20 protein-coding genes are annotated in these 23029 nt (G+C 64.1%); 6 read left to right on the top strand and 14 right to left on the bottom strand.

Translation table 11 applies throughout. The features are described from left to right. Nucleotides 1–153 precede the first annotated feature (153 nt). Both cls and G7047_RS27720 read left to right on the top strand, forming a co-directional pair. Nucleotides 154–1626, top strand: a complete 1473-nt coding sequence (cls, locus tag G7047_RS27725) for a cardiolipin synthase (protein ID WP_166311513.1) — start codon at nt 154–156, stop codon at nt 1624–1626. A gap of 83 nt (nt 1627–1709) precedes the next feature. Continuing rightward, nucleotides 1710–3467 (top strand): NAD(P)/FAD-dependent oxidoreductase, encoded by a 1758-nt coding sequence (locus tag G7047_RS27720; RefSeq protein WP_166311512.1) that lies wholly within the window; start codon nt 1710–1712, stop codon nt 3465–3467. Here G7047_RS27720 and G7047_RS27715 read toward each other — a convergent pair. From G7047_RS27715 to G7047_RS27660, 12 genes are all read right to left on the bottom strand, one after another. Then, complete coding sequence (locus G7047_RS27715; RefSeq protein ID WP_166311511.1) at nt 3431–4993, bottom strand: class I adenylate-forming enzyme family protein; 1563 nt, start codon at nt 4991–4993, stop codon at nt 3431–3433. The genes G7047_RS27720 and G7047_RS27715 overlap by 37 nt on opposite strands. A 26-nt stretch (nt 4994–5019) precedes the next feature. Then, nucleotides 5020–5997, bottom strand: coding sequence for a nitronate monooxygenase family protein (locus tag G7047_RS27710; protein WP_166311510.1), 978 nt, complete (start codon nt 5995–5997; stop codon nt 5020–5022). A gap of 30 nt (nt 5998–6027) precedes the next feature. Then, nucleotides 6028–7044 (bottom strand): tripartite tricarboxylate transporter substrate binding protein, encoded by a 1017-nt coding sequence (locus G7047_RS27705; RefSeq protein WP_166311509.1) that lies wholly within the window; start codon nt 7042–7044, stop codon nt 6028–6030. A 99-nt stretch (nt 7045–7143) separates the two neighbouring features. Further along, a complete protein-coding gene (locus tag G7047_RS27700) occupies nt 7144–8376 on the bottom strand; it encodes a CaiB/BaiF CoA-transferase family protein (protein ID WP_166311508.1) in 1233 nt (410 codons plus the stop codon). Nucleotides 8377–8496: 120 nt separating this feature from the next. Beyond that, complete coding sequence (argE, locus tag G7047_RS27695; protein ID WP_166312295.1) at nt 8497–9663, bottom strand: acetylornithine deacetylase; 1167 nt, start codon at nt 9661–9663, stop codon at nt 8497–8499. 16 nt (nt 9664–9679) lie between these two features. Then, nucleotides 9680–10357, bottom strand: coding sequence for a DUF1028 domain-containing protein (locus tag G7047_RS27690; RefSeq protein ID WP_166311507.1), 678 nt, complete (start codon nt 10355–10357; stop codon nt 9680–9682). Nucleotides 10358–10402: 45 nt separating this feature from the next. After that, nucleotides 10403–10837, bottom strand: a complete 435-nt coding sequence (locus G7047_RS27685; RefSeq protein ID WP_166311506.1) for a RidA family protein — start codon at nt 10835–10837, stop codon at nt 10403–10405. A 237-nt stretch (nt 10838–11074) separates the two neighbouring features. Continuing rightward, a complete protein-coding gene (locus G7047_RS27680; protein WP_166311505.1) occupies nt 11075–12355 on the bottom strand; it encodes an NAD(P)/FAD-dependent oxidoreductase in 1281 nt (426 codons plus the stop codon). Nucleotides 12356–12453: 98 nt separating this feature from the next. After that, nucleotides 12454–13152, bottom strand: coding sequence for an ABC transporter ATP-binding protein (locus G7047_RS27675; RefSeq protein WP_166311504.1), 699 nt, complete (start codon nt 13150–13152; stop codon nt 12454–12456). Next, nucleotides 13145–13987, bottom strand: a complete 843-nt coding sequence (locus G7047_RS27670) for an ABC transporter ATP-binding protein (RefSeq protein ID WP_166311503.1) — start codon at nt 13985–13987, stop codon at nt 13145–13147. Before G7047_RS27670 ends, G7047_RS27675 begins: the two co-directional genes overlap by 8 nt. Further along, nucleotides 13977–15185, bottom strand: coding sequence for a branched-chain amino acid ABC transporter permease (locus G7047_RS27665; protein ID WP_240939291.1), 1209 nt, complete (start codon nt 15183–15185; stop codon nt 13977–13979). The genes G7047_RS27670 and G7047_RS27665 overlap by 11 nt, the downstream gene beginning before the upstream one ends. Continuing rightward, a complete protein-coding gene (locus G7047_RS27660; RefSeq protein ID WP_166311502.1) occupies nt 15185–16102 on the bottom strand; it encodes a branched-chain amino acid ABC transporter permease in 918 nt (305 codons plus the stop codon). Before G7047_RS27660 ends, G7047_RS27665 begins: the two co-directional genes overlap by 1 nt. A gap of 214 nt (nt 16103–16316) precedes the next feature. Between G7047_RS27660 and G7047_RS27655 the strand changes: the two genes are divergently transcribed. The 4 genes from G7047_RS27655 (at nt 16317) to G7047_RS27640 (ending at nt 20935) form a co-directional block, all read left to right on the top strand. After that, a complete protein-coding gene (locus G7047_RS27655) occupies nt 16317–17519 on the top strand; it encodes a branched-chain amino acid ABC transporter substrate-binding protein (RefSeq protein ID WP_240939290.1) in 1203 nt (400 codons plus the stop codon). Between the two features lie 86 nt (nt 17520–17605). Then, a complete protein-coding gene (locus G7047_RS27650) occupies nt 17606–19120 on the top strand; it encodes a 4-hydroxyphenylacetate 3-hydroxylase family protein (RefSeq protein ID WP_166311501.1) in 1515 nt (504 codons plus the stop codon). Nucleotides 19121–19330: 210 nt separating this feature from the next. After that, nucleotides 19331–20305, top strand: a complete 975-nt coding sequence (locus G7047_RS27645; protein ID WP_166311500.1) for a LysR family transcriptional regulator — start codon at nt 19331–19333, stop codon at nt 20303–20305. A 132-nt stretch (nt 20306–20437) separates the two neighbouring features. Then, nucleotides 20438–20935: a queuosine precursor transporter gene (locus tag G7047_RS27640; RefSeq protein ID WP_205904870.1), complete on the top strand. Its 498-nt coding sequence runs from the start codon at nt 20438–20440 to the stop codon at nt 20933–20935. 15 nt (nt 20936–20950) lie between these two features. Here G7047_RS27640 and G7047_RS27635 read toward each other — a convergent pair whose 3' ends face one another. Beyond that, a complete protein-coding gene (locus tag G7047_RS27635) occupies nt 20951–21913 on the bottom strand; it encodes an aldo/keto reductase (RefSeq protein WP_166311498.1) in 963 nt (320 codons plus the stop codon). Between the two features lie 154 nt (nt 21914–22067). Beyond that, complete coding sequence (gene htpX / locus G7047_RS27630; protein ID WP_166311497.1) at nt 22068–22943, bottom strand: protease HtpX; 876 nt, start codon at nt 22941–22943, stop codon at nt 22068–22070. Nucleotides 22944–23029 lie beyond the last annotated feature (86 nt).

Here is a 23029-nt window from a genome sequence, read left to right as displayed (position 1 = left end):
TTAGATATCATCAACTATCGATTGCAGAAATGCGATGCGTAACCTCATATGGGAGCCACATGGAATGGAATCCAGATTCAGCCGCATCGCAACGCTTGAGGCCGCTCACCTCGCCGAAGGTTGCCCTCATCACATGAGCATCCATTCGCCACGATGAATCACTTTCTGAATCTCTCCTGGGCGCTGCTCCTGTTCGTGGCCCATCTTCTGGTCGCGTTGCGTGCACTCACGCGGCCCAATCGCACACCCGCTTCGCGCATTGCGTGGCTCTCGGTGATCATGCTGGTGCCGCTCGCGGGAATGGTCGCTTATCTGCTGCTGGGCGAGACCAGCATCGGTCAGGCACGCATTCAGCGCATGAGACGAGCAGAGAAAAGCATAGCCAAGCCGCATGAAGGACTTGTTGCTCCGGAAGCGGTTGCGCCACAGGCCTTGCCGCTTTTCGATTTCTGCCACTACATCACCGGATTCGGTGTCACGGGTGGCAACCGCATCACCGTGTTGCGCGATGCCGATGCACCGGCGAGCGAGCCCATGCGCAACTCGTTAGCCGCCATTGATGCGCTGGTGGCACACATTGAGCAGGCAAGCGAACAGGTGCACGTGGCGGTCTATATCTGGCTTGATGATGACAAGGGTCGCCAGATTGCGCAGGCCGTGGCCGCAGCCGCGCAGCGCGGCGTGCAATGTCGGTTGATGGTGGACTCGCTCGGATCGCGCGACTTCGTTCGCAGTGCCACGTGGAAGATGCTGGCCTGCGCGGGTGTGAAGCTGCATGCCACGCTGAGCGACATCTCGCACCTGCGGCACATGGCCTTCAGCCGCGTGGATCTGCGCGATCACCGCAAGATCATGGTGATCGACAACCGCATCGCGTTCTGCGGCAGCCAGAACTTCGCATCACCGCTGTTCCGCATCAAGCCCCGATTCGCGCCTTGGATCGACATGCTGCTGCGCTGCGAAGGGCCTATCGTGCGCCAGATGCAATACCTGTTTCTGAGCGGCTGGATTCCCGAAACAGGCGAGACCGGCCTCGACCATCTGCCCGCGCAGGCCCCGGAGAATTCGCTGCCGGGCGCAAGCACCGCTCAGGTCTTCGAGACCGGACCGACCGCGCGCTTCAGCGCCATGTCCGACATGTTTGTGGCCTGCATCTATGCGGCACGCAAGGAGTTGGTGATCACCACGCCCTACTTCGTTCCCGATGAATCCATGCTGCGTGCCATCTGCGCCGCTCCCCGGCGCGGAGTGAAAACCACCATCATCTTTCCCGCGCGCAACGACTCGTGGCTGGTTGGCAATGCCTGTCGCAGCAGCTATATGGATCTGCTGCAAAGCGGCGTGGATGTCCATGAATATCCGCTCGGCCTGCTGCACACCAAGTCCATGACCATCGACGGCGAACTCGCGCTCGTCGGCTCCGCCAACATGGACCGTCGCAGCCTCGAGCTCAACTACGAAAACAATCTGCTCATTTCCGACAAGGACGTCACCGCGCAGATCCTTGAGCGACAGATGGGCTATCTCTCCGTCAGTCACCGCGTCGACCCCGAGGTGGTGCGTGCCTGGCCATTGCACCGGCGACTGACACAGAACTTCATCGCCATGATGGCGCCTGTTCTGTGAGCAAGGTGGGCGGGCTCGGATAAAATCCTGCCCTATCCAAAGACCACAAAGCCCAGCCCGATCACCACGGGCCAGCTCACCCCATGCTCCGCATCTCCGAAATCAAGCTGCCGCTCACCGCGTTGCCAGCAGGCGAATTTGACGCCGACACCCATCCCGAAACAGCCCTGCGCACGCAGATCGCGCAGATGTTGGTGATCGACGCCAGCGCCCTCACCTCCCTGCACGTGCACAAGCGCAGCTTCGATGCGCGCAAGGTCGAGCTGATGGCGGTGTACATCGTCGATGTGACGCTGGCCGATGCGGCGCTCGAGGCCGCGCTGCTAGCGACGCACGAGAAGAATCCGCATGTCAACGCCACGCCCGACATGGCGTGGAAGCCGGTGGGGCAGGCGCCTTCCGATCTGCAGGACCGGCCGGTCGTCATCGGCTTCGGGCCCTGCGGGATCTTCGCGGCGCTGGTGCTGGCGCAGATGGGGTTCAAGCCCATCGTGCTCGAGCGTGGTCGCGAGGTGCGACAGCGCACCAAGGACACCTGGGGTCTGTGGCGCAAACGCGTGCTGACGCCCGAGTCGAACGTGCAGTTCGGCGAGGGCGGTGCGGGCACATTCTCGGACGGCAAGCTCTACAGCCAGATCAAGGACCCGCGCCATCTGGGTCGCAAGGTGATGGAGGAGTTCGTGCAGGCCGGTGCGCCGCCGGAGATTCTCTACACCGCGCATCCGCACATCGGTACCTTCAAGCTCGTGAAGGTGGTGGAGACGCTGCGCGAGCAGATCATCGCGATGGGCGGTGAGGTGCGTTTCGAGCAGCGCGTGAGCGATTTCCAAGTGCAGACCGATGCCGATGGCGCGCGCCGCGTCACCGGCCTTACCGTGGTCGATCTGGCCACTGGCAAGGAGCAACTGCTGCCCGCCACGCAGGTGGTGATGGCGCTCGGCCACAGCTCGCGCGACACGTTTGCGATGCTGTATGAGCGCGGCGTGGCGATGGAGGCCAAGCCGTTCTCCATCGGCGTGCGCATCGAGCATCCGCAAAGCGTGATCGACCGCGCGCGCTGGGGCAAGCATGCGGGTCACCCGCTGCTCGGCGCGGCGGATTACAAGCTGGTGCACCACGCCAAGAATGGCCGCGCCGTCTACAGTTTCTGCATGTGCCCGGGCGGCACGGTAGTCGCGGCAACGAGCGAGCCCGAGCGCGTGGTGACCAACGGCATGAGCCAGTATTCACGCGAAGAGCGCAATGCGAACGCGGGCATGGTGGTAGCCGTGAGCGAAAGCGATTTTCCGCACGATGCGGCTTCATTCGAGAAGTATCTCGGCAAGAGCTACGGCGTCGAGAACTACCAGACGGGCACGACGCATCCGCTTGCGGGCATCGTGCTGCAGCGCCAGCTTGAATCGAATGCCTATGTAGTCGGCGGCAGCAACTACAGCGCGCCGGGCCAGCTCGTGGGCGATTTTCTTGCCAAGCGCGATTCCACGGAGTTCGGCGGTGTCCAGCCCTCCTACAAACCGGGCGTGCACCTGACCAGCATCGACAAGGCCCTGCCCGCCTTCGCCACCGAGGCGATGCGCGAGGCGCTGCCGGTGTTCGGCCGCAAGATCCGTGGCTACGATATGGCCGATGCGGTAATGACCGGCGTGGAAACGCGCACCTCCGCGCCACTACGCATTGGGCGTAGCGCGGATTTCCAGAGCCTGAACACGCACGGTCTCTACCCGGCCGGTGAAGGCGCGGGCTACGCGGGCGGCATTCTGTCGGCGGGCGTGGACGGCATCAAGGTCGGCGAGGCCGTGGCGCGTCAGATGCTCGGCTTGGCCGACAAAGACGCTGCATAGGCGTCGCGCAGATCGCGCTTGAGCACCTTGCCGATGGCGCTGCGTGGCAGCTCGTCAACCAGAATCAGATCGGCCAGGCGCTGCGTCTTGCCCGCACGCTGATTGAACCAGTCCTTGATCTCGGCGGCCGTCTCGAGCGTGCCCTTGCGCTGCACGACGAAGGCCACTGGAGTCTCACCCCACAGCTCGGATGCGACACCGACCACGGCGACGTCGTCGATGGCCGGATGCGCGCGCATCTGTGCCTCCAGGTCGCTCGGGTAGATGTTGAAACCGCCGCTGATGATCATGTCCTTGCGGCGATCCATCAGCGTGAGAAAGCCGTCTTCGTCGAAACGCCCGACATCGCCGGTGCGGATGAAGCGCTTGCCCGCCGGGTCGAACCACTCGGCCTCGCGCGTCTTCTCGGGTTGGCCGTGGTAGCCGGTCATCATGCCGGTGGAGTGGCCGACGACCTCGCCGATCTCGCCCGCCGGCACCTCGTTGCCCGCCTCGTCGATCAGGCGAATGTCGCTGTTGGCAGCGGGCTTGCCGACGGTGTGCAGCTTGTCCGGAAAAAGATGCGCGTCGAGGATGCAGATGCCGCCGCCCTCGGTCATGCCGTAGTACTCGGTGAGCGTGCCGGGCCAGCGCGCGAGCACGTCGGCCTTGAGGTCGGCACGGAACGGCGCACTGGTGCAGAACTTGAACTGGAACGACGAGAGATCGTGCGTGCCGAAATCCGCGAGCGCCATGATGCGCTGATACTGCACCGGCACAAGGATGGCATGCGTCACGCGCTGCTGCTCGGCCAGGCGCAGATAGCGCGCCGCATCGAACTTCTTCACGAGCACCACGCTGCCACCGTAAGCGAGCGAGGGAAAGAAGATCACCAGCGTGGTGTTGGAATACAGCGGCGTCGCGAGCAGCGTGACCGATTGCGGCCCGTAGGCGTTGGCCGCCCCTCGCTGCACATGCGCCCAGCGCATGCCGTGCGACTGCACGATGCCCTTGGGCGTGCCCGTAGTGCCCGACGAGTAGATGATGTTGAACGCATCGCCCGGCACCACATCGACACGCTGCGGCTTGCTGCCCGCTGTGGCAAGCCACGGATCGAACATGCGCCCGAGCGCGATACCGTCGAGCGAGATGCACGGCAGGCTGGAATCGAGCGCCGAGACATCGGCTGCCGCGTCCGTGAACCACAGCTTGGCACCCGAGTCGCTCAGCATCGACGCGAGCGTGTCGCTGGTCGACGAAGGCGCGAGCGGCGCCACGGCTGCACCGGCGCGCAGCGCGCCGAGAAACACCGCTCCGTAACGCACCGAGTTCAGCGCGCAGATGCCGACCACGTCGCCCCGGCGCACGCCGTCGCGTTGCAACGAGGCGGCGATGCGGTCGACCAGCGCGTCGAGCTCACCGTAGCTCAGCGCCTCGGCTTCGTCGCGCAGCGCGGGATGATCGGGCTGCGCATCGGCGTGAAGGCGCAGCATGTCCGAAACGGTGCGAAACGGCGCGGCGGCCAGCGGATGGGGCGTTGTGGTCATGGTGGATCGGAAGCGAAGATTCTGCTTCAGGCGGCGGAGATACCAGCGAGCCGCTGGTCAATGATGGCGTGGGCCTCGCCTATGATGCGGTCGATGAGTTGCTGCACGGTCGGCACATCATTGATCAGCCCCACAACCATGCCACAGGACCAGACGCCACTTTGCATGTCGCCCTGCTGCATGATGCGCGGATAGGCCCCGGCGAGCTCGGCGGCGATGTCCTCGAAGCGAATGCGGCTGCCGAGCTCCCGCTCCTTGCGCAGCACCTCGTCTGTGGCGGCATTGGCAAACACGCGCTCGGTGTTGCGCAGCGGGCGCATGACGATGCGGGTGTCCAGCTCGCTCGCCTGCACGATGGCCTGCTTCACGTTGTCGTGGATCGGCGCTTCCACTGTCGCCATGAAGCGCGTGCCCATGTTCATGCCGTCCGCGCCGAGCGCGAGCGCGGCCACGAGCGAACGCCCATCAGCCATGCCACCCGACGCGACGAACGGGATCTTCAGCTCCTCGGCCGCACGGGGCAGCAGGATGAAGTTGGGCACATCGTCTTCACCTGGATGGCCGCCGCACTCGAAGCCGTCCACGCTGATCGCATCGCAGCCAATCGATTCGGCCTTGAGCGCATGGCGCACCGAGGTGCATTTGTGGATCACCTTGATGCCCGCATCCTTCATCATCGGCAGCCACTTCTGCGGGTTGTTGCCTGCGGTCTCAACGACCTTCACACCACCGTCGATGATGGCGCGGATGTATCCCGCATAGTCGGGAGGATTCACTGCCGGCAGAAAACTGAGGTTCACGCCGAAGGGCTTGTTGGTCATTGCGCGGCAGCGCGCGATCTCATTGGCGAGCAACTCGGGCGTGCGCTGCGTGAGCCCGGTGATGATGCCGAGCCCGCCCGCGTTGGAGACCGCCGATGCCAACTCCGCCAGCCCCACGTAGTGCATGCCGCCCTGAATGATGGGGTGCTCGATGCCAAAGAGTTCGGTGATGCGCGTCTTCATGCGTGATGTCCTGTGTCCTGTATATGTTTGTCAATCGAGCTTGGCCCCGGCCGTCTCCACCAGCGCCTTCCACACGGGCATGTCGCGCTGGTAGTTCTCGCGGAACTGGTCGGGCGTGCTCATCAGCGGCGCAAAGCCCGCTCCCGTGATGCGCTCCTGCACTTTGGGGTCCTTGGAGACCTCCAGCAAATGCGCATACAGCTGCGTGATGATGTCCTTGGATACACCCGCAGGCGCACCCATCGCAATCCAGCCGACCACAGAGAATGCGTCGTCCTGCACCCCCTGTTCATAAATGGTGGGCACATCGGGCATCACCACCATGCGCTGGCGTCCCGTCACCGCAATCGCCTTGATGCGGCCGGTATCGGCATGCGGCTTGACGTTCTGCGCGCTCAAAAAGCCGAACTGGTACTGTCCGCTGATGAGCTCCTGAATCGCCTGGCTCTCACCCTTGTAGGCCGCGTGGTTCATGTCGGAGTTGGTGATCTTGCTGATGTAGGCGCCCGCCAGATGCGCATACGAGCCCACTCCGTAGGAGCCGTAGCTCAGCTTGCCACGATTGGCCTTGGCATAGGCCAGCAACTCCTTCATGTTCTTGACCGGCACCGATGGATGCACCGCAAGCACCACCGGAGCGGTGCTCACCTGCGAGACCAGCGCAATGTCCTTGATCGGGTGGTAGGGCAGCTTGGTGAACAGGTATTGATTGACCAGCATCGACGAGCTCAGCGACATCAGCAGCGTGTGCCCATCTGGCACGGCCTTGGCCACCGCATCGGTGCCGACAATGCCCGATGCGCCGGGTCGGTTGTCGACAATGATTGGCTGACCCAATCGCTTGGACAGGCCCTCGCCGAACGCCCTCGCCAGAATGTCGGTCGCGCCGCCCGCGTTGTAGGGCACGATGAGCTTGATCGGCTTGCTGGGCCAGTGGTCCTTGCCCGCTTGCGCATGCGCGCCCGAAACCAGATGAACACCTGCAAGCGCCGCCGCCCCCTGCAACAGGGTGCGGCGCTGGATCATCGACAGATCGTTGTGGCTCATTTGCTCGTCTCCTTCATTCATTCGGAAAGCTGCACCTTGACGGCAGCGACATCACACCGGGAACGCGGAACACTGACAGGAAAAAGGGTTAGAAAAAACTCACTCGGGCAGCGTCAACACGCCCTTGTCGCACAACTGCGCAAGCTGCTCGTCACTCATGGAAAGCAGACTGCGCAGTACCTCACGCGTGCCCTCGCCTAGCGTAGGCGGCGCGCTACGGATCGGCAGGCGCTGGCCATTCATGCGCACCGGTGGAGCGAACACCGGGGTCGTTCCGACGACGGGATGCGGCATGTCCTGCACCAGCCCGCTGCGGCGCGTGCGCTCGCTGCTGAGCGCCTCATGCAGGCCCAGCACCTCGCCACAGGGAATGCCGGCCTGGCGCAAACGCCCGAGCAGCACGTCGCGCTTGATCGTGCGGATCAGTTCCTTGAGCATGGGCGTGAGCGCAAGCCGGTTCTTCGCGCGGTTGACGTTGTTGGCGAAGCGCTCGTCTTCAACGATGTCGGGGCGCTCGAGCACCACGCGGCAGAATTTGTCGAACTGCGCATTGTTGCCGACCGTGATGATCAGCGGCCCGTCCGCCGCCTCGTACATGCCGTAGGGCACGATGGACGGATGCGCATTGCCGTAACGCTCGGGATCGTGGCCGAGCTTGAGCGCATCGAGCCCGTAGTAGCCCGTGACCATGATGCCGCAGTCATACAGCGCCATTTCGATGAGTCGTCCCTGCCCTGTGCGCTCGCGCTTGAACAGCGCCGCGAGCACGGCCTGCGCGGCCGCCATGCCGGTCATCAGATCGACCACGGCCACACCAAATTTGAGCGGCGGTTGCTCCTTCTCGCCGTTCAGCGCCATCAGGCCCGCTTCGCCCTGAATCACGAGGTCGTAGCCCGGCCGCTGCGCCTCGGGCCCGCTGCTGTCGTAGCCCGCGACGGCCACGTAAACCACATCGGGCTTGATGGCCTTGAGTTGCTCGTAGCCGAGCCCGAGCTTTTCCGCGCCGCCCGATTTGAAGTTGTGGATAACCACGTCGGACTGTCGCAGCAGATCGTGGACGATGGCGATGGCCTCCGGTGTCTGCAGGTCCAGCGTGACCGAGCGCTTGTTGCGGTTCATGCTGTTGTAGTAGGTGGTCTCGGTCTTGCCGATGCGCATGCCCCAGTCGCGCGTGTCATCGCCGCGCCCGGGGTGCTCCACCTTGATGACCTCGGCGCCGTAGTCCGCCAGCACCTGCCCACACAGCGGCCCTGCAAACACGCGCGAGAGGTCCAGCACGCGGACGCCCGCGAGCGGCAGGTCGAGCTCTTGATCGGCAACGTTCGCAGCCATGGGATAAGTCTCCTTTTCGAAGAGCCCCATTGTGTTTCCCATGGCGCGGAATGGGCAATTGCAAAATGCTGAACCTCTGGTTTTCCCCAGCCCGAATTTCAGCAATTGCACTTAGCTGTTTTATGTGCTCACGTTCACCAGATGCTGCGTGAGCCGCGCCAGCATGGCGTCGCAGCCCTCCAACTGCTCGACGCTGACGAACTCGTCCGGCTTGTGGCCCTGGTCCATGCTGCCCGGTCCGCAGACGATGGCAGGAATGCCCGACTGCATGTAGAGCCCGCCCTCGGTGCCGTAGGCGACGGTGCCAAAATCGGTCGATCCGCTGAGCCAGCCCAGCAGTTTTGCCGCATCGCTGTCCTGCGGCGTGACGAGGCCGGGATAGGCGCTGAGTTCCTCGAAGGCGATGTCGGTGTCCGGCTTCACGGCCTGCATGCGGGGCAGCAGCTCGTCCTTGGCGAAGGTCTGGATCGCGGTCACCACCTCGCCCGCGTCATAGCCTGGCAGGGCTCGCACCTCGAAGTCGAATTCGCATTCGGCGGGCACGATGTTGAGCGCGCGTCCGCCCTTGATCACGCCGGTCTGCACGGTCGAATATGGCGGATCGAACCGCGCGTCGTGCAGCGCCGGTTGTGCCAGTTCCGCACCGATGTCGCCGAGCTTGCCGATCATGCGTGCGGCGTATTCGATGGCGTTCACGCCATACGGCGCATAGGCCGAATGGCAGGCCAAGCCCTTCACACAGCAGCGCATCGCGAGCTTGCCCTTGTGGCCAAGCACGGGCTTGAGTTCCGTGGGCTCGCCGATCAGGCACAGGCGCGGCTTGATCGGGCGCTTCGCCAGTTCAGCCAGCATGGGGCGCACGCCGAGGCAACCTATCTCTTCGTCATACGAAAACGCGAGATGCACGGGCTGCTTCAACTCGGCGCGCGCAAAGCCCGGCACGGCCGCAAGCACGCTGGCGATGAAACCTTTCATATCGGCCGTGCCGCGTCCGTAGAGGCGGCCGTTGCGCTCGAGCAGCTGAAACGGATCGACCGTCCACGCCTGCCCATCGACCGGCACCACATCGGTGTGGCCCGAGAGCGCGATGCCCGCGCGGTCGGTCGGCCCGATGGTGGCGAACAGGCTCGCCTTGTTGCGCTCGGCGTTGTAGAACAGCTCGGCCTTCACGCCATGCTGCGCGAGGTAGTCGCGGATGAAGACGATCAGCTCGAGATTCGAGTTGCGGCTCACCGTGGGAAACCCGATGAGCTGCGCGAGCATCGCGCGGCTCGACATGTCGGTGATAAGCGATTTTCCTTCTTCACTCATCGCCGGGCACTCCGTAGCTCGGTGCCGCCGTGGGGTTGATGGCGCGCGTCTGGTAGTCCTGCATCTGCGGCTGGTAGGCGATCCAGAGTTTTTCCAGCTCGCCGAACGGATCGTGCTCGGCCCAGTCCACGCGCAGATCGGCGATGGGCCAGACATGCTCGCCCGCGATTTTGAGCGCCGCCGAATGCACCGGCCCCGCCTCGCCACCGGCCACCATCGCGGCCTGCATCGCGGCGAGCAAGCGCTCGGCCAGCGGCTTGCCCGCGCTGCTCTCAAACGCGGGAATCATGGCCTCGATCACGCCCTTGCTCGCGAGCATATTGCCAGCCGCCACGCATTGCTTGCCCACCGCGCTAGTGAAAATGCCGAGCGCCTCGGTGCCGCTGAACACGCCGGTGCGGCCTTGTGCATCGACCACCGTCACCTGCCGGTACTGCGGCCAGCTCTTGTCGTCCAGCGCCTGCTGCAGGGCCGCATCGGGCGCGGCGCCCTGCTCCAGCAGATCGAGCACACGCGGGCCCAGCCCGGGCAGCGTGACGTTCTGCGTGGACACCACGCCCACGCCCGCACGCACCCACGGGCAGCGCGCACCCACGGCAATGCTCGACGAGCTGATGGCAACGCCGAGTTGCCCGGTCTGTTCGCAGCGGCCCACAATCGAGAAAGTCATGCTCGTATCTCCAAACGCAAGTTGAACTGATGAAACTGAAAGGGCTCAGCCCTTGGCAGGCGATGTCCAGTCATCGGGGATCACGGCGATGACGTCGATTTCCATGAGCCATTGCGGCTGGCCGAGTGCCGAGATGCACAGCCCCGTCGAGATCGGGAACACGCCCTTGAGCCACTTGCCCACCTCGCGGTAGACCGGCTCGCGGTAGCGGGGGTCGATGATGTAGGTGGTTGTCTTGACAACGTGCGAGAGATCGCTGCCCGCTTCTTCGAGCAGTTGCTTGACGTTTTTCATCGCCTGCTCGGCTTGCTTTCCAGGGTCGCCCAGACCGACGAGGTTACCGTCGAAGTCCGTGCCGATCTGGCCGCGCACGTAGACCGTGTTGCCTGCTCTGACGGCCTGGCACAGGTCATTGTCCAAGCTCTGATTCGGATAAGTGTCCTTCGTGTTGAACATCCGGATGCGTGTATGTGTTGGCATGTCTATGCTCCTTTTGCTTTGGTTTTACGAAGCCTGTTCGGCTTCGATGGGTGGGTCGTTTGGAGGCGGCGATACAGGGCTTGATCCTTCGTTGCGCCTCCTTGCCGTACGGAAGTACTGTCTGCGTCGGCGACGCCTCGTCTCAAGCCCTGTCTCGCCGTTGTAGTGGTTGATCCAATCTCGCTTGCGCTTCGAAGGCTGCTGTGACGAGGTTTTGGGCCGTCGTGTGGTTGACCTTTACTTGCTGTTGTTCTGCTTGCTCTGCGCGGCCGCGTGGTAATCCGTGTAGCGGCGCTGTTTGGCGATGTGGTCAGCCACATGTTTGGCGTCGTGCCACACGCCCCAGATGAAGGACGATCCGCGACGTGAGAGCCAGGGGAGGCCGAGGAAGTAGACGCCGGGTTCGTTCGACACGCCACGGTGGTGTTGCGGCTTACCGGTGGCGTCGAAGGTGTTGACCTGCAGCCAGCTGAAGTCGGTCTTGTAGCCCGTGGCCCAGATGATGCTGGTGATGCCGGCTTCGGCGAGGTCCAGTTCCTTGAGCGGATGGGCCACGCACTCGGGGTCGGGCAGGCGCTTGCGGGCCTCGGGCTCTTCGGGCAGGTCGATGCCGTTGCGTTGGATGAACTCGTCCGCCGCGTCGAGCATGCCAAGGTAGTTCGCGTCGCCGTTGGCGATGTTTTCCGCGAGGTCGCTCTTGAACTTCACCTTGCCGTCTGCGAATGATTCGGTCAGGCCGACAAGCGTGATGCCCTGATGGCCGAGTGCGCGGAAGTCAACCGTGTGGCCGCCGCGTGCGCCGCTCACCGCGATGGTCACGTGTTCGCGGCCGGGCTTGGCAATCGCTGCGTCCCATTCGCCGAGCACGCCGAGCCACCAGCAGAAGTCACGGCCACGGTAGGCGCGCGGCGGGCGGTCGTGCGCGCCAACCGAGAGAAACACCTTGCGGCCCGCGCGCTGCAGTTCGTCAGCGATCTGGACGCCCGACGAACCCGCGCCCACCACCAGCACCGCGCCTGCGGGCAACTGCTCGGGGTTGTAGTACTGCGCGGAGTGGATCTGCTCGATGCGCGCGTCCTTGGGCGCAATCGGTGGAATCACCGGCACCTGAAACGGGCCGGTCGCGGCGATCACGCTGTTGGCGTGGATCACACCCTGCGAGGTTTCGACCGTGAAGCCCGGTTGGCCCTGATTGCGGGTGACCTTCTTGACCTCGACGCCGGTGCGCACCGGGGCCTTGATGTGCTTGACGTAGTCCTCGAAGTAGTCGGCGACCTCGTCCTTGGCGGGAAAGCCGTCGGCATCGCTCTTGAACTCCATGCCCGGAAACCGGTCGTGCCACGCGGGGCCGTTGGCGACCAGCGAATCCCAGCGTCCGGTGCGCCAGGCCTGGGCGATGCGGTTGCGCTCCAGCACCAGATGCGGAACGCCGAGTTGGCTCAGGTGTTCGCTGGCTGCGATTCCGGCCTGTCCGGCACCGACCACGAGCGTATCGATTGTTTGGATGTCAGCTGTCATGGCGTCTACTCTCAGAAAAATGGGGCGTAAGTCCGTCCCGCGTCGGCGTTTCTTGCCGACGTTGGCGGTGGGTTCAAATTGAAATGGGGTGAAGAGGGTTACAGGTACAAGTGCTTCACTACGTCGTTGTTGAGCAGTTCCTTGGCCGTGCCCGAGGCCACGAGTTGGCCCTTGAGCAGCAGATAGCCGGTGTGCGCGATGGACAGCGCGGCCTCGGCGTTCTGCTCGATGAGCAGCACCGTGATGCCGTGCTGGTGGATGCGCTCCACCGTCTCGAAGTACTCCTCTATGAGCTTGGGCGACAGGCCGAGCGTGGGCTCGTCCATCACCACGAGGCGCGGGTTGCCCATGAGCACGCGGCCAAGCGCGACCATCGCCTGTTCGCCGCCGGACAGCGTGCCTGCCGTCTGCGCGATGCGCTCGCCCACGCGCGGAAACATCGCGACGACGCGCTCCAGCGCCTTCGCAAAGCTCTCCTTGGGACGCAGCGCGTCGTAGCCGATCTGCAGGTTTTCCTGCACCGTCAGTTCGGGGAACAGGCGGCGGCCCTCGGGCACAAAGCCCACGCCAAGCCCTGCGAGCTCCTCGGTGCGCATGCGCGCGAGGTCCTTGCCCATGATGCGGATCGCGCCGTGATAAACAGGCAACAGTCCGGCGATCGCCTTGAAGGTCGTGGTCTTGCCCGCGCCGTTGGGGCCGAGCAGGCAGACGATGCTGTGCTCGGGCACCGTGAGCGACACCTTGTTGAGCATATTGACCACGCCGTAGCGTGTGCTGATGGAGTCGATTTCAAGCATGGTGGCTGCTGGCCTTTCTGCCCAGATAGGCTTCCTGCACGCGCGGCAGCTGGCGCACCACGTCGAAGGTGTCGTCGCCAATCTTGCGGCCGTAGTCCAACACCATCACGCGGCTGGGCAGCGTGGCGATGAGGCGCATGTCGTGTTCGATGATGATGAAGCCGAGCTTCGGGTTCTGTTCGCGCAGCCGCTGGATGTCGGCGATCAACGCGTCGGTGTCGCGGTCGTCCATGCCGCTCGATGGTTCATCGAGCAGCACGATCTTGGGCTCGGTGGCGAGCGCGCGGGCGATCTCCAGACGCCGCCGGTCGGCCTGCGGCAGGCTGCTGGCGAGCACGTTGCGGCGCTCGAAGAGATCGTTGGACACGCTCTTGAGCAGCTCGCAGGCGCGCTCGGCGCAGCGGCTCATCTCGGCCTTGGATTTGCCGGGGCGTAGCAGCGCGGTGATCACGCCGCTTTTGGTGCGCGAGTGCATGCCGATGATGACGTTGTCGAGCACGCTCAGGCTGCCGAAAAGACGGCTGGTCTGGAAGGTGCGCGCGATGCCTGCGCCCGCGATCTCGTAGGCCGGAACGCCCTTGAGCGATTGACCTTCAAGCAGCACATCGCCCTCGGTCGGCACGTAGATGCCGGTCAGCAGATTGAGCAGCGTGGACTTGCCCGCGCCGTTCGGCCCGATGATGCCCAGCACCTCGCCCGTGGCCAGATGGATGTCGACGCCCTGCACCGCCGTGAGGCCGCCGAAGCGCATGGTGAGCCCACGCCCTTCCAGCACCAGCGGACCTGTCGCTGTCGCCGCCTGAGCGGTCTGCGTGTGATTCGATTCAATGCTCATGGTTGCGCACTCGCTGAGGGAAGATGCCGCGTGGACGGATGATCAGGAAGGCGATCACGACGAGGCCGTAGAACAGGATGCGGTAGTCGGAAAACGCGCGCAGCTTCTCGGGCAGCATGGTCAGCAGGAACGCGCCGACGATCACGCCCAGCGTGTTGTCCATACCGCCCGCGATCACCATGGTCATGATGGTCACCGAGACCAGGAAGGTGAAGTTGTCCGGCGAGATGAAACTCACGTAGAACGCGTACACGGTGCCCGCGAAGCCCGCGAGAAACGCATCCACCGCGAAGGCCTTGACCTTGAACCAGGTGACGTTGATGCCGCAGGCGCGGGCCGCGATCTCGTCATCGCGCAGCGCATTCCACGCGAGGCCGACGCGCGAGCTGTGCAGGCGCTGGGCCGACACGATGGCGATGCCCAGCAGCGCGACCGCGACGTAGTAGAAGTTGGCCTGGCCCGGCAGACTGTGACCGAACAGCGTGATCGGATCATTGAACGAGTGGCCGAAGAACGTGGGCGACGGAATGCCCACCAGACCATTGGCGCCGCCGGTCCATTCGAAGTTCATCAGCAACTGGTGCACGACGATGCCGAAGGCAATGGTCACCAGCGCCTGGTAGCTGTCGCGGGTGCGCATCGACGGCAGGCCGAGCAGAAAACCGAAGATCGTCGCAACGATGGCGGCCACCACGAGGCAGATCCAGAAGCTCACGCCGAAGTGGATCGCGAGCAGCGCCGACGCATACGCGCCGATGCCGTAGGACGCGCCGGTCGCGAAATTCGGGATGTTGGCGCTGCCGAGCTGGAAGTTCAGCGCGAGCGCGAGCACCGCGTAGAGGCAGGCGATGATCATCAGATGCATCGCGTAGCTGTCGCCGCCCAGCACCCACGGAAACACCAGCGCCAGCACGATGCCGAGGCACACGGCCAGCGGCTTGCATTGGCTGAACGCGGCCACAATGCGGTCTTCCACCGCCGGGCGCTTCTGCACCGCGATCAGCGCGACCGCAAAGCAGGCGAGCAGCACCAGCACGGTGACCCAGCTCTCGGCCAGCAGGAAGAAGCGCAGCAGCACCGCGCTGCCCATACACACGCCGAGCACGATGGCCGATGAGGTCATGCGTTCCGGCGCAGCGACGCGCGCCGCCGCCGCCGTCGAGGAGATCGTTGTTGAATTCGTCGTCGAAGTCTGCATCACACCTTCTCCATTTTTTGCACACCGAACAGACCGGCGGGACGGAAGATCAGCACCAGAATCACCAGCGCGAAGACGAATACGAGGCGGTACGAGGTGCCGTTAGGCACATAGCCCTGCACGATGGTCTCGATGGCGGCGATCAGCAGGCTGCCGACAATGGCTCCGCCAAGGCGACCAAGCCCACCGACCACGGCGGCCGAGAAGCCGATGAGGCCGGCCTGCACGCCGAAGTCAAAGCGCACGACGCCCGCGTAGCTCGCGAGAAAAATGCCGCCCACCGCGCCGACGGCCGACGCAATGAAGAAGGTGTTGCGGAACACCGGACCCGGCGCGATGGAGAACAGGCGCGCGGTCTCGCGGTCCTGCGACACGGCGCGGATGCGCATGCCCATCGACGTGTGGTGCAGGACATAGAGCATCAGCGCGACCAGCGCCACCGACACCAGCACCGACACCACGCTGATCATCGGCAGCGCGCCAAAGGGCGTGTCGATGGAGCCCTGCGCAATCGCCGGGAACGCATGCGGATTGCTGCCCTGCGGGTAGAGGTGGCGGATCAGCTCGCGGATCACGATGCCGAGCGCCACGGTGGCGACCAGCGGCATCATCGCGGGCGCATCGCGGAAACGGCTGATCACCAGCCGGTCGAGCGCGATGCCCAACCCTCCCACAGCCGCGATGGCGATCAGACAGGCCAGTGCAAGCACCACCCAGGTTGCCGATCCGCCCATCGCTGCGGCCAATGCCTGCACGGCTGCGAGCGCAATGAACGGTGCCACCATGGCCACATCGCCATGGGAAAAGTGAATGACCTGCAACACACCAAACAACAGGCTGAACCCCAGGGCAAGCAGGCTGTAGATGCAGCCCAGGGTCAGCCAGTTGATGAGTTGCTGGAACAGCGCGTCATACATTGATCGTATTCCTATTCGGTTGGTTCGGATGTCTCCACATACGCAAATATTTAAGCAAGAAAACGCCGAAAACCTGCATCGCTTTTGCTGATGCGCTGCATCGGAAAACGCGAACCAGCGCCCGCCGAAGCGGCGATACAGTGATTTCACGACGCAGGAAAGGCACCGCCTCCGGCCTCGGATTTCCCTGTGGTGGCACGCGGTGCGGGCCACCATGAAGACGCCTCGCAGACAACCCGCTCACATCACCAACCAGGACCGACTGACCATGCAAGCTCCCTCGACTTTCGCCGCTCCCTCGTCCGCCCGCCGACGCTTTGCCGCATCCGCCGTGACGCTCGCCGCCGCCGCGCTGCTGTGCGGCCCTGCCTTGGCCCAATCCACCGTCAAGCTCGGCTTCATTGGCCCCGTGAGCGGCGGCAACGCGCAGCAGGGTCTGGGTGCGAAGAACGGTTTCCTGCTGGCCATCGACCAGTGGAACGCCACGCCTGGCGTGCCGTTCAAGGTGGAAGGCGTGGTGCTCGACGATGCCTCCGATCCGCAGACCGGCGTGTCCGCCGCGCTCAAGCTGGTGAACGACCGCGACATGGTCGGCGCCATCGGCCACTGGAACAGCCCGGTCGCGCTGGCCACGCTGCCGGTGTTCAACCGCGTGCAGATGCCCTTCATCGTCTGGGGCGCCATCGGCCCCAAGATCACCGACCAGAACTTCGCCAACACCACCCGCGTGACGCCCACGCTGGTCAACGAGAACAAGCCGCTGGCCACCTGGGCGGCGACGGGCCTCGGCGCCAAGAAGATCGCCATCATTGCCGACACCAGCGACTACGGCCGCGCCAATCTCTCGTCGTTCGGCCAGTTCTTCAAGGCCGACAAGGGCAGCGTCGTGGCCGAGGAAAGCTACCCCGTGGGCACGACCGATTTCCGCTCCATCCTCACCAAGGTGAAGAGCCTGAACCCCGATGCGGTCTACTTCGGCGGCGTGATCACCGAGGCCGGCATCGTGCGCAAGCAGATGGCCGAGCTCGGCATGAAGCAGCCGATGCTGGGCATCAGCGGCATGTTCGATCCGCAGCTCATCCAGATCGCCGGTGCGGCGGCGGACGGCACCATCGTCGGCACGCCCAAGTCGCAGCTCAACCCCAAACTCGACGCGATGAGCAAGGCCTACGCGGCCAAGGGTTATGCGGACTCCGAAAGCCCGTATACCAAGTACGCCTATGACGCCACCGGAATCCTGCTGCAGTCGCTCAAGACCGCAGGCCCCAAGGAAAAGGTGGCCGTCGCCAAGGCGATCCGCGCGATCCGCTACGAGGGCGTGACCGGCACGGTGACCTTCGATTCGAACGGGCAGACACAGATCCCCGTCGAGTTGCAATTGCACGAAGTCAAAGACGGAAAGTGGGTCAATCGCTGATCCCGCATCGCGACTGACTTGATGTTCATCGGGCTGCGGCACAACCGCAGCCCGTCATCGCTTTTTTGCACCACAAGAGGCACGCAGTGATCAGAACAGGAACCCAGTACCGCGACTCGATCCGCGATGGGCGGCGCGTGTGGATGAATGGCGAGCGGGTCAAGGATGTCACCGTGCATCCGATGTTCAAGCCGCTGGTGGACATCCGCGCACGCATGTACGACATGCAGCACGAGTCCGCGCTGCGCGACACGCTGACCTATGACGAGGGCGACGGCGAGCGCCACTGCATCGCGCACAAGCTGCCGCTCACGCGCCAGGACTGGTGGGACAAGCGCCGCGCCACCGACCTGCTGCTCGAGGACATCGGCGGCGTGGTCACCCGCGTGGGCGACGAGACGGTAGGCGAGATGTGGTCGCTGTTCGACGGGCAGGATGTGCTCAACGAGTTGGACCCACGCTTCTCGTCCAATATCCGCGCCCACATCAACCAGGTGGTGCATGGCGACCTCTTCCACGTCTCGGCCAACACCGATCCGCGCGGCAATCGTTCCAAACCGCCACAGGCTCAGGACCCCGACGTGCTGCTGCACGTGGTCAAGGAGACCGATGCGGGCGTGATCGTGCGCGGCGCCAAGTACGAGACGGCCGCCGCCTACGCCAACCAGGCCTTCACCAAACCCGCGCTCGCGCAATGGGGCAACGACGAGCACTCCGAGTACGCCATCGGCTTCATCTGCGACATGGGCGCGCCCAATCTGCGCTTCATCTGCCGCACCGGCTTCGCGACCCGCGCGCCGGCCGAAGACTATCCGCTGTCCAACCGCTTTGACGAGGTGGACTCCATCGTGGTCTTCGACGATGTGCTGATTCCGTGGGAGAACGTGCTGTTCTACCGCCACACCAAAGCCGCGCGTTTTCTGCAGAACACGCTGCACCGCTATTCGGCGTTCGCGTTCGTGCAGCGCAATCTCAAGCTCGCCGACATGCTGATCGGCACGGCCCTGCACAACACGCGCCAGACCGGCGTGGACAAGCTGCAGGCCGTGCAGGACAAGCTCTCCAAATTGGCCTGCTACCGCGAGGGCATCAACGCCCACCTGACCGCCGCGATTGCGCTGGCCGAGCGCAGCCCCGCCGGGCTGATGATGCCCAACCAGTCGCTGCTGTTCACCGGCCGCTCGTTCGCGACCAGCCAGTTGCACGAGATGATGAACACGGTGCGCGATCTCTGCGGCGGCCAGATCTGCCTGACGCCCGACTACGCGAGCTTCCGGAATGAAGAGACCGGCCCGTGGCTCGACAAGTTCTACACCCTGAGCCCACAGTGGAAGTCCGAGGATCGCCGCAAGCTGCTGGCCTATGCGCGCGACCTGCTCAATTCCGACTACGCGAGCCACCGGCTCACCTTCCAGCTGTTCGCGCAGTCGCCGCCCCACGCGCAGACGGCAGCCGTGCACCAGCATTTCAACTGGGATGAGCCGCTGGATTTCGTCGCCCGCTCGGCGGGATTGTCGGAGGATGTGAAGGGGATCGACGCCCCCGCCGACGGCGACGGCGCGGTCTCCCAATGGTTCAGGGACCAGATGGACGGCGAATGATTTCGAGAGCCCGTACGTGCTCAATAATGTCGGGCCTCGGGGAAGGACCTATTGCCGAGCCGCCCTCGCGTTGTTCCACTGTCCATCTGCACACACCCGGCCCATGACTCCAGCTCCCATGCGCGTTCCCACAAACTCAAGCCCTCAACGCAGCCGTTGCAGCGTACTTGGGCACGGACTGCGCGCGGGCACCGACGCGGGCGCTGCACCGTGCTAACGCGCCTGACTTTCCGACAGCTCGAATACTGCGTCGCCGCCGGGGAGTTCGGCAGCATCGCGGAGGCCGCCAACCGCATCCATGTCTCACCGTCATCGATCTCCTCGGCGATCACTCAGGTCGAGGCGGAATTGAAAGTGCCGCTGTTCGTGCGCCACCATGCGCAAGGACTTTCGGTCACCCCCGCCGGGGCCGAAGTGCTCAAGGAAATCCGCGATCTGCTCGACCGGGCGATGGCGCTTTACGACGTCGCGAACAATGCGCAGAACGAGGTGCGCGGCCCCGTGCGTGTGGGCTGCCTCACCACGCTCGCGGCCATGGTCGCACCCGAGTTATGCCAAGGTTTTGCGCGCGCACATCCGCAGGCCCGGGTCACGCAGATCGAGGACCATCAGGAGGGCCTGATCGACAAGCTGCGCACCGCGCAGATCGACGTGGCCATCACCTACGACCTGCTGGTCGCCGAATCGGACATCTCTTTCGAGCCACTCGCCTCGCTGCCGCCGCACGTCATCGTCAGCGAACTCAATCCGCTTGCCAACCACCGCGCGACCACGCTGGAAGAACTCTCCCAGCATCCCATGGTGCTGCTCGACCTGCCGCTGAGCCGCGACTATTTTCTGTCGCTGTTCCGCGAGGCCGGCGTCTCGCCACTGATCTCGGCACGCACCGCCAGCCCCGATGTGGTGCGCTCGCTGGTCGCGAACGACGTGGGCTATTCGCTGGTCAACGTGCGCCCGCGCAACCACCATTCTCTCGATGGCAAGAAGCTGGTCAACCTGCATCTGAGCGGCAAGCACCGGCCGATGAAGCTCGGCCTCGCGTGGGCCAGCGACCAGAAGCCGAGGCATGTGGTCGAGGCCTTCATGCACCGCTGCCGCAGCTTTATCTCCAATGACTACATTCCCGGCATGGCGGCCCCGGGACGCAGCAATCGCCTCGCCAAAGGCCCGGCGTCCGAGCCCTGAACCAGCCCACTCGGCACCGCATTTTCCAATCCATCGGAAAATACGGGGATGCACCCGGATTCCCACGCCCCCGTCTCGCCCAGCCTCGCAACAACCAAGACCACGGCTTTCACCCGCCCCGGCGCCGCCCGCATGCTTGCGGGCATCGTTGCCATGGCGGTGGTCGTGCTCGCGTCCAACATCCTCGTGCAATACCCCATCAACGACTGGTTGACTTGGGGCGCGCTGTCGTATCCGGTAGCGTATCTGGTGAGCGATCTCATCAACCGTGGCTACGGCCCCGAGCCCGCGCGGCGCGTGGCGTGGGTAGGCTTTGCGGTGGCCGTGGTCGCCTCCCTGCTGCTGGCCCCGCCGCGCATCGCCATCGCGTCGGGCACGGCCTTCATCCTCTCGCAGCTGTTCGACATCAGCGTGTTCCACCGCCTGCGCCAAGGCAGTTGGTGGCGCGCACCGCTGATCGCCACCGTGCTCGCCGCAATCCTCGACACCTTTGTGTTCTGGAGCATCGCGTTCGCAGGCGGCAGCGACCCGTGGATCACCTGGGCGCTCGGCGATCTGGGCGTGAAGCTCGTGGTCGGGCTGTGCCTGCTGCTCCCGTTCCGGCTGCTGACGTGGCGCAGCGTCCATTGAACCGCAGCCTCCCCATCATTCGGCGCTGGCGTTCTCCAGCGTCTTCAGCGCTTCGGCATCCAGCTTGAGGTTCGCCGCGCGGATCAGCGAGCGCAGCTGCTCCAGATTGCTCGCGCTCGCAATTGGCGCGGCAATCGCGCTGCGGGTCAACAGCCAGGCGATCGCAATCTCACCCGGCTTGGCATTCAGATGCGAAGCCACGCGCTCAAGGGCATCGACGATACGCAGACCCCGATCATTGAGATACAGGCCCACGGTCTTGGGCCCGCGCGCGCTCTTGTTCACATCGGCCTGCGTGCGGTACTTGCCGGTGAGAAATCCTGCTGCCAGCGCATAGAAATTGATCACACCAACGCCCTGCTTTTCGCACAACGGCTGCAGCTCCTTCTCAAACACCGCGCGGTCGTACAGGTTGTAGAGCGGCTGCAGGCTTTCGTAGCGCGCAAGTCGGTGCTTCTCGCTGCACTCCAGCGCCTCGGCCAGCCGAGCGGCGCTGTAGTTCGACGCGCCAACTGCGCGCACCTTGCCCGCCTCTATCAGCTCGCCGAAGGTGCCCATCACGTCTTCAAGCGGAATGCTCGGGTCATCATCGTGCGACTGGTAGAGGTCGATGTAGTCGGTGTTCAATCGTTTGAGCGAGGCATCGACCGCCTGCTTGATGTACTTGGGATGCAGGCCCACCTTGCCGTCGCCCATGTCCTTGCCGACCTTGGTCGCCAGCACCAGTTGCCTGCGCCGCGCGGGCGAGCGCTTGAGCCACTTGCCGATCAGCGTCTCCGACTCGCCGCCCCCGTGGCCCGGCACCCAGCGCGAATACACATCGGCCGTATCGACGAAGTTCATGCCCTCATCCAGCCACGCGTCGAGCAGCGAGAAGCTCGTGGCCTCGTCCACGGTCCAGCCGAACACATTGCCGCCGAAGCACAGCGGAGAGAGCTGAAGCGAAGACCGTCCGAGTTGCCGTGTTTGAAAAGACATGAAGCCCCCTTCTTGATGGATGGAAATGAATTCAATTCCATTGTGCAGATGTTCAGAAATCAACACATGACATTCAGTCTTTCGACGATGCGTGTGGCACAAAAAAAAGCCGTGACTTTCGCCACGGCCCTCAACAAGAGAGTCAGTTCTGCAATTACTGCGCGTTCTGCAGCGCGGCCACGCGCTCTTCAATCGGTGGGTGCGAGCTGAACAGCTTGCCGATGCCACCGGCGATGCCCATAGCCTGCATGTTCTGCGGCAGTGCGCCGGGATGCATGCCGCCGAGGCGGTAGAGCGCGCTGATCATCGGCTGCTTGCGGCCCATGAGCTGCGCGGCGCCAGCGTCTGCACGGAACTCGCGCTGACGGCTGAACCAGGCCACGATGATCGAGGCAAGCACGCCGAACACGATGTCGAGCACGATGGTGCTGATCATGTAGCCGATGCCGGGGCCGGAGTTCGCGTTGTCATCGTTGCGGCGCAGAAAGCTGTCGACCGCGTAGCCGATCACGCGCGACAGGAACACAACGAAGGTGTTCATCACGCCCTGGATCAGCGCCATGGTGACCATGTCGCCGTTGGCCACGTGCGCGACCTCATGGCCGATAACGGCCTCGACCTCTTCGCGTGTCATGCCCTGCAGCAGGCCGGTGGACACCGCCACCAGCGCCGAGTTCTTGAACGCACCGGTCGCGAACGCATTCGGCTCGCCTTGGTAGATGCCAACCTCGGGCATCTGGATGCCGGCCTTGTCCGAGAACTTGCGCACGGTGTCCACGATCCATGCCTCATCGGCATTCTGTGGCTGGTTGATGATCTGCACGCCCATGCTCATCTTGGCCATGGGTTTGCTGATCAACAGCGAAATGAAGGCGCCGCCCATGCCCATGATGAAGGCGAAACCCAGCAACGCACCGAGGTTCAACCCGTTCGAGGTCAGATAGCGGTTCACGCCAAGCAGGTTGGCGACAATGCCCAACACCACCACGACGGCGATGTTGGTCAACAAAAACAAAGCAATGCGTTTCATCGTCTGGTTCTCCACAAAGGGATAACGAAATGCGACTGAAAAAGTCAGTAAAAAGTGGGTGGGGAAATCCGGGCAATCTCGAAACT

Origin of the sequence: Diaphorobacter sp. HDW4A (assembly GCF_011305995.1) — a bacterium.
Lineage (GTDB): Bacteria > Pseudomonadota > Gammaproteobacteria > Burkholderiales > Burkholderiaceae_C > Diaphorobacter_A.
The sequence above is the reverse complement of the archived record's forward strand: the minus strand, read 5'-3'. Positions and strand labels throughout refer to the sequence as shown.